Genomic DNA, 16677 nt, shown 5'->3' on the forward strand with positions numbered 1-16677 from the left:
CAGGCGCGGCATTTTGGGCGGTATCTTCATGCGTGAGCGGTAACCAGTTCAGAACATGCAATCAAGTTGGCAATGCCCCACCACGTCCTTGTCGAGCGCGTCGAATACCTCGGCGCCGCCCATGGTCACGGCGGTCGCGCAAATGCCCGGGCAGCACCCCGCCAAGGTCCTGATCCCTACGGCTTCTCCGCCCCTTGGCCACTGCAAGCGCTTTTCACTTTTCCTATGGGTTCCGACGGGGTTTGAACTATCGCCCCGGCGATCCCCCCATGTAGGTCATAGGAAAGGCTCTGACGCGTTCCTGGCGGCCGGACCTTTCCCGAACGAAAGACGCAAACATGCCCGGATCCCATGCGGTCGAACAACGCATCATCGACCGGACACCCGCCATCAAAGCTGGTGCCGACGGGCTGGCCCACTGTCTGCAAAGGACAGACAGCAGCTATTCAAAGACAACGCGCGGCGGGTCTATCCGCGGCGGAACAAGGTCCTGACGGCCTGAGGGAGAGTAGACATGACCAGACTTAACGCAGTGATCGGCGCATTCGAGCGGGGCGAGCGCGCCTTTGGCACCTTTGCACCGGCAAGCATGGAATCGGCCCTCTGGGTGACCGGCGCGCCCTATGATGGCGTGATCTACGAAATGGAGCACCGGCCCTGGGATCCGTCGGGGCTGCGCGACACGCTGCAATGGATGCTGAACCGCCGGCAGATCCTGGAACGCGGCACTGCCGCACCCGGTGTCACGCCGATCTGCCGGATTCCGGCCAACGGTGGCGAAATGAACCAGTTCCTGGCCAAGCAGGCGCTCGACATGGGTGTGTTCGGTGTCGTCTGGCCGCATGTCTCGGACGCGGAACAGGCCGCCAATGCAGTCAGCGCCTGCCGGTATCCGCGCCTGAAGTCGGCGCCGCTGTACGAGCCTCCGGGCATCCGCGGCGACAGCCCGGGCACGGCGGCGCGGTACTGGGGGATCACCAACAAGGAATATTATAAAAAAGCCGACGTCTGGCCGCTCGACCCCGAGGGCGAAATCCTGACGATCCTGATGATCGAGGATTCCGGTGGGATCGACAACCTCGAAGAAATCCTGAAGGTGCCCGGCGTCGGGGCCGTGCTTATCGGCGAGGGTGATCTGAGCCAGGAACTGGGCCACCCACGCGACTTCGACCACCCCGACGTGGTCAAGGCGATGGATTACATCGTCCAGACCTGCAAGGCGCATGGCGTCAAGGTGGGGCATCCGCATACCGGTGCAAAGAACCTTGAAAAGGTGGTGGAATGGGGCTTTGACCTGATGCTTGCGTCCCCGGTTCGCAGCTTTGGCACACTCGAAAATGGCCGCAAGCTGACCGGACGGGGCTGACTTCACTCGCCCGGAGTGACCCGGCGGGCAACGCCACCCGGCGCGACATGTCAGTGTTGCGCCGGATCGGGCACGAATGTGCTGCGCCCAGCATCGGCGCGGACAGACAACACAGATACGAAACCGCAGGCAAGCTCTTGCCCGCAGGGGTGACCCGGTAGCGTCGTCAGGCCAGGACCGTATCGTAGATCAGGAACAGGCCCGCGCCGGACAGGATCAGCAGGATCGGATTGATCCGGGTGCGCATCAACACGGCAGCAGAGACGAAGGCCAGCCCGCGCGCCGCCCAGCCGCCATTCAGTGACTGAAGCAACACGAACACCGCGGCGAGGATCAGTCCGGCGGCAATGGGGCGCAGGCCCAGTTCCATGGCGTTGAGAAAAGTCGCCCCCCGGTAGCGGGACCAGATCGCGGCGACACCGTACATCATCAGTGCGGTGGGCAGAAAAAGCGCAAGCGTTGCGACCAGCGCACCGGGAAGGCCGGCAATTTCCCAGCCGAGCAGAGCCACGAACAGCGACCCCGGCCCAGGCGCAAGTCGCGACACGGCAAAGGCCTCGACGAATTGTGTCTCGTCCAGCCAGCTGTGCACCTCGACCACCTGATAATGTATGTCGGCAATGGCGCTGGACCCGCCCCCGATGGTGCCGAACGACAATGGCCCAAAGACTGCGGCCAGATCCCAAAGAACATCCTTCATGGTTTGCCGCGCCGCAGGCGGACCCATTCAAGCGTCACACTGACGCTGCCAAGGCCGATCACAACCCATAGCAGCGGAACGTGCAGCCAGACGACGGCAAGGAAACTGATCACCATGATCGCAACGGGCAGCACCTGCCGGCGCAGGTGAAGAACCATCGTCACGCCCAGATGCATGGGCAGGCCGACCGCAGCCGCCGCCGCGCCGACAAGCGCGACCTGCACCGGGCCGACATCTGTCAGTGTCCCGAACAGGATACCCAGCAGGATGATCAGCGTGGTCGCGGGCAGCAGAATCCCCAGCACTCCGATAACCGAGCCGATCGTGCCGTGCAGGCGATAGCCGATCCAGATCGACATGTTGGTGACGTTGATCCCGGGCAGGGCCTGCGCCACCGCAAGGCCGTTCAGGAATTCTTCGCGTCCGATCCACTGGCGGGTTTCGACAAACTCGCGCAGCAGCCAGCCGCTGAGGCCGCCGCCAAAACTGGTCAGGCCAATTCGCGCGAAGGCCATGAACAGTTGAAGCAAGGTCGGCGGTGGGATCTGGAGTTTGGCAGGCATCTGCATCCGGGCTGTCGCATCCTTGTTCGCGGGCGCGCTCCCAGGTCGCGGTCAGCTACCCGGGAGCCCTGGACTGTTCCCTGACGTGCAGCGGGCGGAGCACAATCTCCGCCCGATTGAGGTGGTGAAACTTACGCTCCGGACATCAGTCCTGGGCTTTGACCAGTTTGCGTACCTTGTCGAGGACCGGTTCGGGGGTCGCATACAAATCCTTGACGATATCATCGACCCGCTGGCCGCTGATCGGTTCCAGCGACGAATTCAGCTCTTTCATGCGCGCGATGAACTCGGGATCGGCCATGGTATCGTCAAAGGCCTTGCGCAACGCGGCGATCCGGTCGGCCGGAACCTTGTTCGAGACGGCAATCGGGCGGCCCGAGTCGAAGGGCAGGATGAGGAAGTTGATCAGGCTTTTGACCTCGTCCTCCATCGGCGTGTCGTTAAAGTTCTTCAGATCGGGGAATTCCGGCGGGTTCTCCCAAGCCATGTTAAAGATGACTTTGAGCCTGCCGTCGGCGATCCACTCGGCCTCGTTTCCGGCGGTGAGGTTGTTGGCTGTCGCGGCTTTGCCATCGACCTCGCCACGCTCCATGGCGATGCCGACTTCTTCCGAGCCGGTGTATCCGTGGATGATCTTGAATTTGCCGCCCAGATATTCGTTGATCAGCGCAGGCAGCGTCCGGTTTTCGTTGGAGAACCCAGTCGCGCCAAGGATCATCGTCTTCGAAAACATTTCTTCGAAACTTTGCACCGGCGAAGTATTCCAGGCGACAATAGTATAGAAAACGCGGTTCATGCTCCCCAGCCAGGCCATTTCGCGCGGGTCGAAGTTTTCGGAATCGCCTTCCAGAAGCGAGGTGTAGAGGTTGTTGCGTTGCAGAAATCCGATGACGGTTCCGTCCGTCTTCTCGGCATTCTGAAGTTGGACCGCAGCCACCATGCCGCCGGCACCGGACTTGTTCACCGGCACAATCGTCGGATTGCCCGGAATGAACTTGCCCATGTGCTCGGCCAGTTGGCGACCGAAGAAATCCGAAGATCCACCCGGCGATGCGCTGATCAGCAGCGTGATGGTCTTGTCCTTGTAAAAGTCCGCAACGGTATCTTGCGCCTGCGCGACCCCGCTCAGAGCCATGCCCGCAATTGCGGCCACGCCAAAGGCAATTCCCAGTTTCAGGTTCATCAGTAATCCCTCCCATTTGTTGTGTCGTTTCTTGCGGCGTCAGTCGTGCGCGGATCTTCGCAATTTCAACCTTGGTTCAAGATACTCGTTGATCAGGTAATACTGGATCTTCGGCACGTGGCGCGCGGTTCCTAATATCTATCGGGGCGGCGGCATTCGGGAAAGCGCGGGTCCGCGAAACTGATACCGCGGGCAGGCATTCAGATAGGTTGCTTGCCGCCCTGCCAGTCTAGGTAAATGTGACGATCCGGCCCGGCCTGCCCGTGTCCGGACCTCAAACCCAAGCCAATACGACGCAGGAGACAGAGCCTTGGCCAACAGAAAATATACGATCTCGATGCGGTCCGCCGGCTATTTGACACCGCTCAAGACCGGCGAAGTCACAATTCCTGGCGTGGACCTCGATTTTGTCGAAGTTGAACCGCAGATCGCGGCCTTTCGACGGATGATCCGCGATACCGAGTTCGACATCTGCGAACTGGCCTCGACGACCTACTTCATCGCCCGGTCGCTGGGCAAACCCTTCAAGGCGCTGCCTGTCTTCTTCAACCGCCGGTTCCACCATTCCAGCATTCTGGTCCGCCCCGGCTCGGGTATCGAGACACCAAAGGACATCGAGGGCAAACGGTTCGGTGTCCGCGCCTATTCGGTGACCACCGGCGTCTGGACCCGGGGCGTGCTGCAGAACGAATATGGCGTCGATCCCGACAAGGTGACCTGGTACTATGACGACGAGGACCACGTTCAGGAACTGCAACTGCCCGACAATGTGATCAAAGTGCCGGACGGCAAGTCGCTTGTGTCGATGATGGCCGGGGGCGAGCTGGACATTGCCATGGACGGCAATGCCGGGATCGGGCGTCAGGGCAAGCCGAAGGCGGGCTGGAACGACACGTCCAAGCCCTCGACCGACAGCTATCACGAACTTATTCCAGACGCTTTCGAGCGCGAAAAAGAGTGGTTCAACCGCACCGGAATCTATCCCTGCCATCCGACCCTGGTCATCAAGGATGAAGTTGCGGCCAGAGATCCGGAACTGGCAGGAAAACTGTTCCGGGGTTTGCAGGAAGCCAAGGACCTCTACCTCGCGCGCCTGCGCAGTGGCGAGGCAACTGGCAAAAAGGACAAGGAACTGCTGAAGCTGACCGAGATTGTCGGTCCCGACCCCCTGCCCTACGGGCTGGAAGAGAACCGACCGGCGATTGAGGCACTGATGAAATACGCGGTACAGCAGAAGCTGATATCCGGGCCGATTCCGATGGAAGACTTGTTCTTCGATCTGGATTCGATCAGGGCAACAGCCTGACACCGGGCGTGCCGACCGGGCGCGGCACTGCGGGCCGCGTCGAACTTCTTTGCAGCGGGCCCCCGGCGCGCCGCGCTGGTCTTATTGTCCCGGCCACAATGGCCGGGGTTGTGCAGTCGAGCTCATGACCCTTTCCGATACCGCCGAAACCACTCCCGCCAGCGGGACCTCTGTCGGATCCAACCCGGATTTCCGCCGCTATATCGTTGCGCGGTTCATCTGGGTGATGGCCACGCAGATCACCAACATTGCCGTCGGCTGGCTGGTTTACGATGTCTCGCAAAGTGCGTTGGCGCTGGGTCTGGTCGGGCTGGCAGCCTTTGCGCCGAGACTCGTCGTCGTCTTCGTTTCGGGCCTGGTGTCGGACCGGTTCGACCGCCGGCTGGTAATCTGTTCGTGCTTTGCCGTAAATGCCTTGGCGGGACTGGCACTGATGCTGGTCGCGACCAGTGATCCGGTGCCTCTGGGGTGGGTCTATGTGATCTTCACCTTTTCCGGCACCGCGCGCGGCTTTGCCGGGCCTGCGGTACAGTCGCTGACACCGACACTGGTCAGCCGCGATCACCTGAGCCGGGCGCTCAGCCTGACGGCATCGGTGTCGCAGACGGCGGTGATCGTGGGTCCGGCTCTGGGCGGGCTGCTGTATACCTTTGGCCCGATCGCACCATTTTCGGTCGCGGTCATGGGATTTCTTGTCGCGATCGCGCTGCTGCTGACCATCGCGCCCCGCGGGTCCGCCTCTGGCAAGGCGCCGGTCAAACTGTCTGACGTTTTCGCAGGTTTTGTGTTCATCCGCCGCCGTCCGATCATCCTCGGGGCGATCTCGCTCGACATGATGTCGGTGTTGTTCGGCGGGGTGGTGGCGCTTCTGCCGATTGTCGCCGCCGATGTGCTCGAGATCGGGCCGTCCGGTCTTGGCATTCTGCGGTCGATGCCGGCGGTCGGCGCAGTCATGGTCAGCGCCTGGCTCAGCTACATGCCGATCCGCCGGCACGCCGGGCCAAAGCTGTTCGGCGCGGTGATCGTGTTCGGGCTGGCGACCATCTGTTTCGGGTTGTCGAGCAACCTCATCCTGTCGCTGTTGATGCTCTGGATCATCGGAGCCTCGGATGTGATCAGTGTGGTGATCCGCCAGACACTGGTGCAGGGCGACACGCCGAACGAGATCCGCGGGCGGGTGTCGGCGGTCAATTCGCTGTTCCTGGGCGCGTCAAACGAATTGGGAGAGTTCGAATCCGGGGCCACGGCAGCGCTGTTCGGACTGGTGCCGGCAATTGTGCTCGGCGGCATCGGCACAATCTCGGTCGCGGTGCTCTGGGCCCTGATGTTTCCACAGCTCCGAAAACGCGACGCTCTGGTCGATCCGTGACCGAGCGTTGCACACCAAGGGAGAATCCAATGTACACTGTGACCACCGAAGAATTTGATCACCTGACCCTCGGTGATCTTTCGCTGCGGGCGCGGATCTATCGCCCCGCGGGCGATGGGCCATTCCCCGCATATGTCGATCTGCATGGCGGCGCCTGGTTCAAAGGCGGCTATGCCAACAACGATCCCATCAATCGGGCGCTTGCCGCACGCGGCGTGGTGGTGATGGCCGCCGACTACCGGTTGCCGCCCGAGGGCACCTATCCGGCCTCTGTTGCAGACGCCAACCATGCCGTGCGCTGGCTGAAACTGAACGCCGCGCGGTTCGGGACGCGCGCCGATATGGTCGGGATCATGGGCACGTCTGCGGGCGGCCATCTGGCGGTACTGACGGCGTTGAAACCCTTCGATCCCCGCTATGCCGCCCTGCCTCTGGAGGGCGGCGCCGGGATCGACGCCCGCGTCGCGTCGGTGGTGGCGCTCTGGCCGGTAATTTGCCCGGCAACCCGCTATCAGGAAAACCTCGAGCGCGAAGCCCGGGGCGACACCAGTCTGGCCGGGCGGGCCGGGGCGGGGCATGGTCAGATGACCTATTGGCTGAACGAGGCGACGATGCAGGACGGCAGCCCGGTCTACGCGCTGGAACGGGGCGATCCGATCGACCTGCCCGACATGCTGTATGTGCAGGGGGCGGGCGACGCGCTGCACCTGCCCAGGAACATGGACCGGTTCATCGCGGGCTATCGCAAGGCTGGCGGTCAGGTCGAGACAGAACTGATGGAGGGCGATCATTTCGACGCACCGCGCTCGATGCCCGGGTCGGCATTGGCGCAGCGGGTGTTTGACCATATCGCCGAGTTTGCCAGTGGCGCGCGCCGGACAGGCGAGGATCCAGCGGCCTGATCGGCTTTTTCGTCCGCGAAGCTGCGCCGCGAAGATCGGCGAAGGTTTGACACCCCCCAGACCCGATTGGGAAAAAGTGCGCCCTGTTTCAGTCGAACGGCACGAATAGCTCGTCTACGGGCCGCGCCTTGTCGGCCGGGATCAGACGTTGCTGCACGGCATAGCGCATCAGCGCCTCCAGCGACGGGCGATTGGCCTCCAACCCGTAAGGCAGGGGATCGCCACCAACTACCCTGGCCTGCGCGCGATACCGGTCGTCGATCTTTTCCCGGGCGGTTCCGTCCATCAGGGCGGCGACATGGCGGCGTTTGTTCTCGGAGAGCGCATCATACAGCGCGCGGGCAAGGCCGGGTCGCGCAGCCAACACGTCGTCCCGGATCACCAGAAGAGAGTGCATCGGATAGATGCCGGTGCGGCCGAACCACTCTGCTCCTCTGTCAATGGCATCATCAACCAACTCGCGGTAGGCCGCGGTTTCGGGCGCGTCACCGGCGCGGCCAAGGCCCGCGTGGCCATCATTTGCCGCCTTGTCGGCGCGGCTGAGAAACCCGCCCTGAATGGCGCCACTGGCCATCAGCGACGACAGCGACCTTGGCGGCGCGTGCTCGACGTTCGGGGGCAGGATCAGTTGCGTGACATGTTCCTCATCATAAACCACCCAGGTCACCCGGTCATTGTCCATGCCGAATTCGTTCATAAAGACGCCGCGCGTCCAGACCCCCGTGGTGCCGGAATAGGATCGGACGCCGGCCCTTTGCCCCTCCAGCCCTTTGGGCTCGGTGATCCCGGACTCTTCACGCACGACAAAGCCGCCGTGATGGAACCGGCGTTCAAAGAACACTGGCAGGGCGGTGTAGGGCGCATGGCCGATGCACTTGGCGATGAAATAGGTGGTCGGGGCCAGTTCGCAGACCGCGAATTCCTGCGCCCGGACCATGCGGCGAAAGGCATGGACCTGCGGCACCACCTCGATGAAATCGAGGTCGGCACCGTCCACCGGGATCAGGCCTGCCTTCAGGTCGGCGGTGTGACCATAGCTGCGCAAGGAAATCGTAATCGGGTTGGCCATTGCAGCCTCCGTTCGACGCGGGGAAAACCGGAAGTCAGGAGGCGACAGCTTCGCCCTGTGCCAGCGCCGGGTAGAGCGTCAGCGCCGTCTTGCCCAGCACCCAGTCTCGATCATCGTCCGACAGGGCGCGCAGGCCGTTGCGGGCCTTGGCCAGCAGTTCCGGCAGGGTGCCTTCGGAGGCCGGATAGTTCGACCCCCAGGCCAACCGGTTGGCGCCAAATTCCGCCACCAGCTTGGGAAACAGGGTTTCGGGGTCCAGCGACTGTTCAAAGTTACGCGTCGCGACCTTGAGATAGAGGTTGGGGTATTTCGCCAGATCCCACAGCGGCCTGGCGGCGTCATAATTGCCGCAATCGGTGAAATCGGTCTTGCCCAGATGGTCGAGGATAAAGGTCATCCCCGGGAACCTCTTCAGCACATTCTCAAGCTGGTCGAACTTGTCGACGGTCACGTTGGAGGCCATCGAGATGCCGTGTTCCGAAGCATATTCGTAGCAGGGAAAGATCCGTGGATCGTCGATGGCAAGCCAGGCATCCTTGATCGTGCTGCCGCGGGCGAAAATCCGCATGCCCGACAGACCCTTGTTGACCCAGTGCTGCATCCACTTCGGTCCGTCCGGTTCCAGAACGTTGACCGAGAACACGCCGGTAAAGCGGTCCTCATGCCCGACAATTGCATCCGCCACATAGTCGCAGGTAAAGCCATAGGTGGTCGAGGAATGAACGATGGCCGCCTTGTCCACGCCTGCGGCGTCCATGGCCGCTACCAGTTGGTCGAAGGTGATGCCGTGGTCCGCGGACCAGTCGGACCGTTTGCCGCCGATCGGCGTGATCGGATAACGGTCGGTGTCGGGCGAGACGATGTGCGGATGAATGTCTACGATTGTCACGGTCTGGACTCCTTGTTGGGGGGCTGCGCAGTTCAGTGTCCGCGCCGCTTCAGCTCGGCATCGAGGCGCGGGTAGACGGCACGCACGTTGTCCTCAAAGATCATCCGGCGTTTGGGCTCATCCAGCCAGGGCGAACCGTCGATATAGCGCCGGGTGTCGTCAAAGAAGTGCCCGGTGGTCGGGTCTATGCCTTTGACAGCCCCCACCATTTCCGAGGCGAACAGCACGTTCTTGACCGGGATCACCTCGGTCAGCAGCGACACGCCGGGCTGGTGATAGACGCAGGTGTCGAAAAACACGTTGTCGAGCAGAAGCTCCTCCAGCGGGGGCAGTTTGCGGTCCTGCGCCAGACCGCGATACCGGCCCCAGTGGTAGGGCACCGCACCGCCGCCATGCGGGATGACCAGCTTCAGCTCGGGGAAATCCTCGAACAGTTTCGATTCCAGCAGCTGCATGAAAACGGTGGTGTCAGCCGCAAGGTAATGCGCCCCGGTGCCGTGGAAATTGGGGTTGCAGGACGAGGCGACGTGGATCATCGCGGGCACGTTCAGATCGCAGAGTTTTTCGTAAAGCGGATACCAGTGGCGGTCGGTCATCGGCGGGTCGGTCCAGTAGGCTCCGGTCGGGTCCGGGTTCAGGTTGCAGCCGACAAAGCCGAGTTCGTTGATGCAGCGTTCCAGTTCCGGGATGCAGTTGGCCGGGGCAACGCCAGGTGACTGCGGCAACTGGCAGACCCCGATGAAGTTGTCGGGATAAAGCTGGCAGGCGCGGTGTATCAGGTCGTTGCACTGGCGCGACCAGTCCTCGGAGGTTTGCGCAGTACCGACGTGATGCGCCATCCGGCCCGCACCGGGAGAGAAAAGCGCAAGGTCGATGCCACGTTCGCGCTGTTTCTTCAGCTGTGCGCCTTCGAGCGACTCGCGGATCTCGTCATCGCTGATGCCGAGCGGGCCGTTCCAGGCAGGCGCACCCGGCTGCTTCAGGGCCGCCATCTGGGTGTCGCGCCAGTCGCGCAATGCCTTGGGCGCGGTGGTGTAATGTCCGTGGCAGTCGATAATCATCGAATGCTCTCCCTGTATCTGTGTGTATTCTGTGAATGGCGGGTCAGGCCCGAAGCACGCGGGCGGCGTCGGCAAACAGCTCTTCGGGTGCGTATTCGCGCCCTACCACGCCCTGCTGATAGGCGTATTTGCTGACCAGCCGCAGCGCTTCCCAGTTGCCATCAAAGCCGACCGGGAACGGGTAATTATCCTTGGTGCGCACCTTGACCATCATGTCATACATTCCGCGCACCACGTCCGGGCGGCTGTTGCACAGCTCTTTGGTGACGACGAACATGTGGTTGATCGGACGGCAGCCGTGCTCTTGTTCCCATTTCTCCGCATCGCCCGCGGGATCGGCGATCACGCGCTTCAATCGCGGATCGTCGGGCATGTTGCCCCCCAGCAGCCCGCCGTCCAGCTCGTTGTTCAAAAGCATCGGGATCAGGGTCTTGGGCCCGCCCTGCGCCCGCAGGCAGTTCGGCGGATCGGTGTGTTCGGCCAGATGCGCGTCTTCGTAGGTCACCCAGGTGACCTTGTCCAAATCGGTGCCGTAGTCGTTTTGCAGGATGCCGCGGACCCAGACTCCGGTGGTCTGAGAATAGGTGCGGACACCGAACTTGCGCCCCTCCATCGTGGTGGGCGTGATCTCGCCCGCGTCGGTGTTGTAAGCGACCGACTTGTGGTGAAAGTTTCCCGAAACCACCAGCGGCAGCAGGACGAACGGCTTGTCGTAGAATTTCGCCTGCAGGAAGGTGACGATGGCCAGTTCGCCGAAATCATGCGCGCCTTCGCGGACAAAGGCCTTGAACCGGGTGCTGGCAACCGCAGCGGGGTCAAAGGCGATGTCGAACAGCTCGGAAGCTGGCGGATGCGCCTTGAACTCCGTCGCCCAGGGCTTGTCCTCAAGCAGGAATCTCACGTTGAATTTCGCCGCAGCGGTGTTTGCCTTTGATGGGGCCATGTCCTTACCTCACTTTCATGTCCGGGCCGGGCGTCTGGACGCGCAGATCCCCGGTCGATGCCGCAATTCCGCCGGGCGGGGTTGCTGGTCTTTTCAAAAAGGCTATCCCGGGGCGCATGACAGCGGAAATTCCAACGCCGTCCTGCGCCATCGGTTTTGTGCCTTGGCGACTGAGTCTTCTGTGGTTCAAATCTCCTGAGTTCGCAGGAAACTCAGGAACTTGCATTGCAGGCGGGATTGCTCCCAGTGATCGCGAATGGTGACCCCGATATCGATTGGCGGGGCATCAATCTTGTAATCGAGAGCCACCAGATGATTGCCCAGCCGCCGGTCCAACCCAAGTTCGGATTCGGTCATCAGCGCCAGCCTTTCGCTCTCGCTCAGCATCACCAGAATGGTCAGCAGAGAATGGGTTTCGACGGCGTAACGCGGCAGGGGGCCGGGGCCGAATATATCTTCGAATACACGGCGTCGCTGCGCGCTGGGACGCGGCGCCACCCATTCCGCGCCAAGCAGGTCACGCCGCGTGATCCGCTGCTTTGCGGCCAGCGGATGGCCCCGACGCACCGCGACGACGTATTTTTCGCTGCGCAGCGGCAGTTCCCGCACGTCGTCGACCGGTGCCGGGTTCTTCAGCTGCCCGACAAGGAAATCGATGGATCCGCCGCGCAGCTTTGACAGGAGATCGCCGTAAGACCCGTGGTCGAGCCGCAGATTGACCTCTGGGTGAAGGCTGACAAATCGGTCAACCGCGACCGCGATATACTGGTTCCCGGCGAGCAGGAGTGAGCCCACCAACAGGCGTCCGCGCAACTCGCCCTTTTCGGCGTTGATCTCTTCCAGCGCCCATTCGAGTTCACGGATGGCAAGAAGCAGGTCGCTCGACAGCCGGGTTCCGGCCGGATTGATGACGACGCCCTGCGCGGTGGTAAAGAACAGCTGGCGACCAAGCTGCTTTTCCAACCCGCGTGCGGCGCGGTGCAGCGATGTCAGGGACACGCTGGCGTATCGGGCGGCCTGCGCAAAGGAGCCATGCTCGGACACGGCGGTCAGAGCGAGGATCTGCGCCCGGGTGATGCAGCGCGCGGCATTGGAAATGACCCTGGGGTCGTTGTTGCCATCGCGACGCGCCGTCTGCACGGCGTTTCTGATCGCCAAAAGGCACCGGTCGGTCCGCCGTTGCAGTATCCGCCCCATCTTGGTCAGGTAAGATCCCGTTGATGCCCGCTGAAAGAGTTCGACGCCGACCTCTTGTTCTAGGTTCTGCACAGCCTGTGTGACAGCAGATTGCGAGCGGCGCAGTTCGGCAGAGGCGCGCGATATACTGTCAAAGCGGGCGACCTCCGAAAAGGCCCGCAGCCGCGTCAAGCTGGGGAAAAACCCCGGCCCGTCACTGGCGCGGCCCATGATCTCGGGCCGCGCCAGGTCTGGATTGTCGATACTTTTCAACATCGCACCCTGATCCCTACATCGACGGGATCATGTCGGCGAGAACAGGAAACATCTCGCCCAGGAACGTCGACGGCCAACCGATGTGAAGGGTCCGTTCGAACACGATATAGATCAGCAGGGTCGTGATTGCCGCATAGGACAGTGTCAGCTTCCAGCGCTCGCGGCCTTCGATGCGCATGAAGGCGACGATCAGGATCGGCACGGTCGGTATCAGGCCGATGACGGACATCACCGCAAGAAAACCGATGAACCAGCCAAAGAAGATCCCGGCCCGAAGCATGATGCTGCCAAACCCGAGGGCGTGTTCGTTGCTGGATTCCAGGTCCATGTAGATGCCGTGCTTTGTGGCCGCCTTTGTGCCCCTCTCACCCGGCGCATGGCGCGAGAACATCAGGAACATCAGGCTCAGCCCAGAGGCCAGCAGCATCGTCGTGGCGACCACAGTGGGTCCGATCCGCGCCGTGAAGGCCCAGTCCTGCGCCGCGATCAGCATGTAGGTGGCGACCCCGATGACCGGAACATAGGCAAGATCCTCGACACGCAACCGCGGCTTGCCGCGCGGGATCAGGATCCCGAAGCCATCGTGAAGGACCGGCCGGATCAGCGGCCGCAGCACCGCGAGCAGCGCCATGCCCAGCAGCAGGATCACACCGGGACGCAGCAGCCAGGCCGCATCGTAGCGCATGATCGAGATGGCCATGTAGCGTTCGATCAGCACCCCCAGAACGAGACCGAGGATCAGGGGCGGACGCGGCCAGCGCAGCCGCTTCATCGCCCAGCCAATCACGCCAAAGATCAGCAGCGCGTATAGATCCCCCCAGCTGGACGAGCCCTGGAACGCGCCGACATAGACGATTGCCATGATCCCCGGCAGCACCAGCGTATAGCGCAGGGTCGAGATCCGCGCGAATTGCCCCGAAAGCAGAAAGCACAATCCCGCGCCAAAGATATTCGCCAGCGCGATGCTCCAGACCAGCGAATAGGTGACATCAACATTGGTCGACAGCATGGACGGCCCGGGGATCAACCCGTGGATCATCAGGGCGCTGAGCAGGATTGCCTGTCCGGCACTTCCGGGAACCCCGAAGGCGATGGTCGGGATGAGGCTTCCGCCCTCCTTGGAGTTGTTCGCGCTTTCCGGTGCGATCACCCCCCGCACATCACCCTTGCCAAAGGTTTCGGATGCACCTTTTTCGGATTGCAGCGCGTGCGCATAGGCGATCCAGTCCGTGACCGAACCGGTAATGCCCGGAATCGCGCCAAGGACAGCGCCGATGGCGCTGCAGCGAAGCACAAGATACCAATTCTTGACGGTGTCCTTGAAGCCTTCCAGCATGCCGTCGAGGGCTTTGAACTTAACCTTTTCGGCGAGTGCGCTGCGGGCAATGGCGAGATCGCAGAGTTCGGGCAGGGCGAATATCCCCAGGAGCACCGGCAGCATCGGCACGCCATCCCAGAGATACAGGATGGGTCCGGCCCAGCGGATCTGTCCCGACTGGTGGTCGGCGCCGATCATGCCCACCAGGATGCCAAAGCAAGCCGCCGCAATACCGCGCAGCGGGGCGCTCCCCGACAGGGTGGACACCATCGCGATGCCGAACACCGTCAGCGCCAGCAATTCCGGTGTCCCGATGGCCAGCACCAGCGGCCGAATGATCGGAATGGTCACAGCCAGGATCATCGCGCCGATGAGACCGCCGAACAGACTGGCAGAGAAGCCCGCAGAAAGCGCGCGACCGGCATCTCCCCTGCGGGTCATCGGCAACCCGTCGAGCACGGTTGCCTGCGACGCCGATGTCCCCGGCACCCCGAACAGCACCGCCGGAATGGTGTCCGAGGTCGAGGTCACGGCATGCATCCCGAGCAGCATCGCGAACGCGGAATAGGCATCGAGCGAGTATGTGAAGGGCACCAGAAGAGCGTATCCGGTCAACCCGCCAATCCCGGGAAGCAGCCCGATTGCCAGTCCGACAACCACGCCGATGACCAGATACATGACCCGGGCAGGTTCCAGCACCAGAAACAATGCGTCTCCTGCCGCGCCCAAGAGATGGGCAAACTCACCTTCCATATCTTCTCCTCCGTGTCCGCGGTGGCCCTCGTCTCCGCAGGGGTGGGAAACGGACCATCCGGACCTTGTTGACGGTTGTTCCCGGGTCCGGTCGCCCGGGTCCGGGAATAGGAAGGTCGTTGCTACCCGAGGTCGCGCAGCTGCGTCATGAGTGCGCCGATATCGCGATGCTCACAGTCGAGCACCGCCTCGCGCAGCGCCACGCGCTTTGCATCGCTCAGATGCGGGCGGACGACCTCGTCATATTTCTGGCAGACGGCGTCGGCATCCAGCCCGCGATCGGGATCAGAGTGACCGGGGTGAAACAGACATTCCTCGGCCACCTGACTGCCATCGTCAAAGGTAACCTCGATCCGGCTCGGCATACTGCCGGGTGCCCGTTCGGCCAGTCCCGGCTCGACCGAGAGCTCGGTCATTTCGATCAGACGCACCATATCGGGATTTTCCCAGCGTCGTTCGCGGAACTGGTCGTCGGTCATGGCCCCTTCGGCCATCGCCACCGCCGGCAGGAAGGTAAAGCTGTGGTCCGCCGCTTCACGGGTCATGGGATATCGGCGCGCCACCTCGCCCTGCTGTTTGCGGATCATCGGCAGGTCGGCCATCACCACATTGATGCGGGTGATCCGGTCCAGCCGGTCCTTGACCAGCGGATGCAGCTTGCGCGCGGCGGCCACGGTGGTCTGGGCCGTTCCGATGCAGGCATAGGGCTTGATCCCCGAGGTCATGATATAGGGCGCGTCGTCCAGCGGCGCCCAGAGGCTGTCCAGCCCCAGCGCCGGGTCGAACACCTGAAACAACCCGCCACGGTGGTCGAGCACCTCCAGCGGGCCGGTGATGCCGAGTCCGGCCAGCATTGCGCCCTGCACGCCGCTCTGGGCGATCAGCGAATTGGCAAGGTTCTTGGCCCCCGACAGCTTGCCCCAACGCACCACCGACGGCGTGGCGCAGCGGATCGCGCCCATCGCAAGGCCATTGGCCTGGGTTTCGGCATCGAATCCGGCCAGTCGTCCATAGATCGCGGCGGCGACAAGCCCCGAGACCGATGTGCCATCCCAAGCCGAGGTAAAGGGCATCAGCCGCCGGAGCCGGCCGAACAACTCATAGCCCATGGCAATGGCCGACAGTGTGGCCTCACCACGCGCGGCATGATGTTCCGCGGCGGCGAGCGCGGCCGGGATATTGTCCGAGCAATGCCCGGCGACCGACAGCTTGCCCTCCTTCAGGAAGAACTGCACATCGTTGAAATCGAGCGACCGCACCAGCGCACCATTCATCAGGACCGCCGACAGGATCGGTGCCTTTTCGGCGCGCCCGATGATCGAGCACATCGGCGTGCCACCAAGCATGTCCACCAGCGCCGCCACCCTGCGTGGCGTCGGCACCTCCAGCGCAGCGATGGCGCAGGCGACAGTGTCCAGAAGGATCAGTTTCGTTTGCTGCAGAACACGCGGGTCCGACCATGCCGGGTCCGGGGCAAGCGTCCATTCTGCAAGGCGGCGGATCACTTCTGATCCGTCGGCACTCTGCCGGTCTGTCTGTATATTCAAGTGTCCTCCCCGAGCGGAATCAAGGCCGAGATTCTGTGACCGGTTCCCGCTCATTTCTCATCACACCTTGGGTCCACGACCGAACTGCAGCAAATTACTAAACGCGGCTCAGCCATAGGATTTCCGACAAGCCGGTGGCCTGCGAGCCTGAACCATGGCACTCAGAGGCTCACAAAGCCCACGGCAAAGCAGATCTAACCGGTTGAAAACACTTATATGATTATCGCGCGCTTGCGTGCCGCACCTGAGGTGATGC

14 protein-coding genes are annotated in these 16677 nt (G+C 62.5%); 4 read left to right on the plus strand and 10 right to left on the minus strand.

What is annotated here, in order from left to right; all coding sequences use genetic code 11:
- Positions 1-514 precede the first annotated feature (514 nt).
- Positions 515-1366 carry an HpcH/HpaI aldolase family protein gene (locus FOY53_RS10420; protein WP_146588508.1) on the plus strand — a complete coding sequence of 284 codons (852 nt, stop codon included), beginning with the start codon at positions 515-517 and terminating at the stop codon, positions 1364-1366.
- A gap of 166 nt (positions 1367-1532) precedes the next feature.
- Here FOY53_RS10420 and FOY53_RS10425 read toward each other — a convergent pair whose 3' ends face one another.
- The 3 genes from FOY53_RS10425 to FOY53_RS10435 all read right to left on the minus strand — a co-directional run bounded on the left by FOY53_RS10425 (position 1533) and on the right by FOY53_RS10435 (position 3812).
- On the minus strand, positions 1533-2066 hold the full coding sequence (locus FOY53_RS10425; protein ID WP_146588511.1) for a chromate transporter: 534 nt from the start codon (positions 2064-2066) through the stop codon (positions 1533-1535).
- Positions 2063-2581 carry a chromate transporter gene (locus FOY53_RS10430; RefSeq protein ID WP_222435240.1) on the minus strand — a complete coding sequence of 173 codons (519 nt, stop codon included), beginning with the start codon at positions 2579-2581 and terminating at the stop codon, positions 2063-2065. The genes FOY53_RS10425 and FOY53_RS10430 overlap by 4 nt, the downstream gene beginning before the upstream one ends.
- A gap of 193 nt (positions 2582-2774) precedes the next feature.
- Positions 2775-3812, minus strand: a complete 1038-nt coding sequence (locus FOY53_RS10435; RefSeq protein WP_146588514.1) for a Bug family tripartite tricarboxylate transporter substrate binding protein — start codon at positions 3810-3812, stop codon at positions 2775-2777.
- A 310-nt stretch (positions 3813-4122) separates the two neighbouring features.
- On the opposite strand from FOY53_RS10435, the gene FOY53_RS10440 reads away from it, so the two are divergent.
- The 3 genes from FOY53_RS10440 to FOY53_RS10450 all read left to right on the plus strand — a co-directional run bounded on the left by FOY53_RS10440 (position 4123) and on the right by FOY53_RS10450 (position 7389).
- Positions 4123-5118 (plus strand): ABC transporter substrate-binding protein, encoded by a 996-nt coding sequence (locus FOY53_RS10440; protein WP_246107348.1) that lies wholly within the window; start codon positions 4123-4125, stop codon positions 5116-5118.
- A 124-nt stretch (positions 5119-5242) separates the two neighbouring features.
- Complete coding sequence (locus FOY53_RS10445) at positions 5243-6487, plus strand: MFS transporter (protein ID WP_146588516.1); 1245 nt, start codon at positions 5243-5245, stop codon at positions 6485-6487.
- Positions 6484-7389, plus strand: coding sequence for an alpha/beta hydrolase (locus tag FOY53_RS10450; RefSeq protein ID WP_342784141.1), 906 nt, complete (start codon positions 6484-6486; stop codon positions 7387-7389). The genes FOY53_RS10445 and FOY53_RS10450 overlap by 4 nt, the downstream gene beginning before the upstream one ends.
- Positions 7390-7477: 88 nt before the next feature.
- On the opposite strand, the gene FOY53_RS10455 is transcribed toward FOY53_RS10450, so the two are convergent.
- The 7 genes from FOY53_RS10455 to FOY53_RS10485 all read right to left on the minus strand — a co-directional run bounded on the left by FOY53_RS10455 (position 7478) and on the right by FOY53_RS10485 (position 16421).
- Entirely contained in the window at positions 7478-8458 is a 981-nt protein-coding gene (locus tag FOY53_RS10455) for a type 2 periplasmic-binding domain-containing protein (RefSeq protein WP_146588520.1), read from the minus strand.
- A gap of 34 nt (positions 8459-8492) precedes the next feature.
- Complete coding sequence (locus FOY53_RS10460; protein WP_186766566.1) at positions 8493-9347, minus strand: amidohydrolase family protein; 855 nt, start codon at positions 9345-9347, stop codon at positions 8493-8495.
- 32 nt (positions 9348-9379) lie between these two features.
- The gene (locus tag FOY53_RS10465; RefSeq protein ID WP_146588524.1) at positions 9380-10408 is read right to left on the minus strand and encodes an amidohydrolase family protein; all 1029 of its coding nucleotides are present in this window, start codon (positions 10406-10408) and stop codon (positions 9380-9382) included.
- Positions 10409-10451: 43 nt separating this feature from the next.
- Positions 10452-11351, minus strand: a complete 900-nt coding sequence (locus FOY53_RS10470) for a phosphate ABC transporter substrate-binding protein (protein WP_146588527.1) — start codon at positions 11349-11351, stop codon at positions 10452-10454.
- Positions 11352-11537: 186 nt separating this feature from the next.
- Positions 11538-12803: a LysR family transcriptional regulator gene (locus FOY53_RS10475; protein WP_146588529.1), complete on the minus strand. Its 1266-nt coding sequence runs from the start codon at positions 12801-12803 to the stop codon at positions 11538-11540.
- A 13-nt stretch (positions 12804-12816) separates the two neighbouring features.
- On the minus strand, positions 12817-14874 hold the full coding sequence (locus FOY53_RS10480) for a tripartite tricarboxylate transporter permease (RefSeq protein ID WP_146588530.1): 2058 nt from the start codon (positions 14872-14874) through the stop codon (positions 12817-12819).
- 122 nt (positions 14875-14996) lie between these two features.
- Positions 14997-16421, minus strand: a complete 1425-nt coding sequence (locus tag FOY53_RS10485) for an MmgE/PrpD family protein (RefSeq protein ID WP_186766567.1) — start codon at positions 16419-16421, stop codon at positions 14997-14999.
- Between the last annotated feature and the right edge of the window lie 256 nt (positions 16422-16677).

It is taken from the genome of Puniceibacterium confluentis, from assembly GCF_007923445.1.
Taxonomy (GTDB): Bacteria; Pseudomonadota; Alphaproteobacteria; order Rhodobacterales; family Rhodobacteraceae; genus Puniceibacterium; species Puniceibacterium confluentis.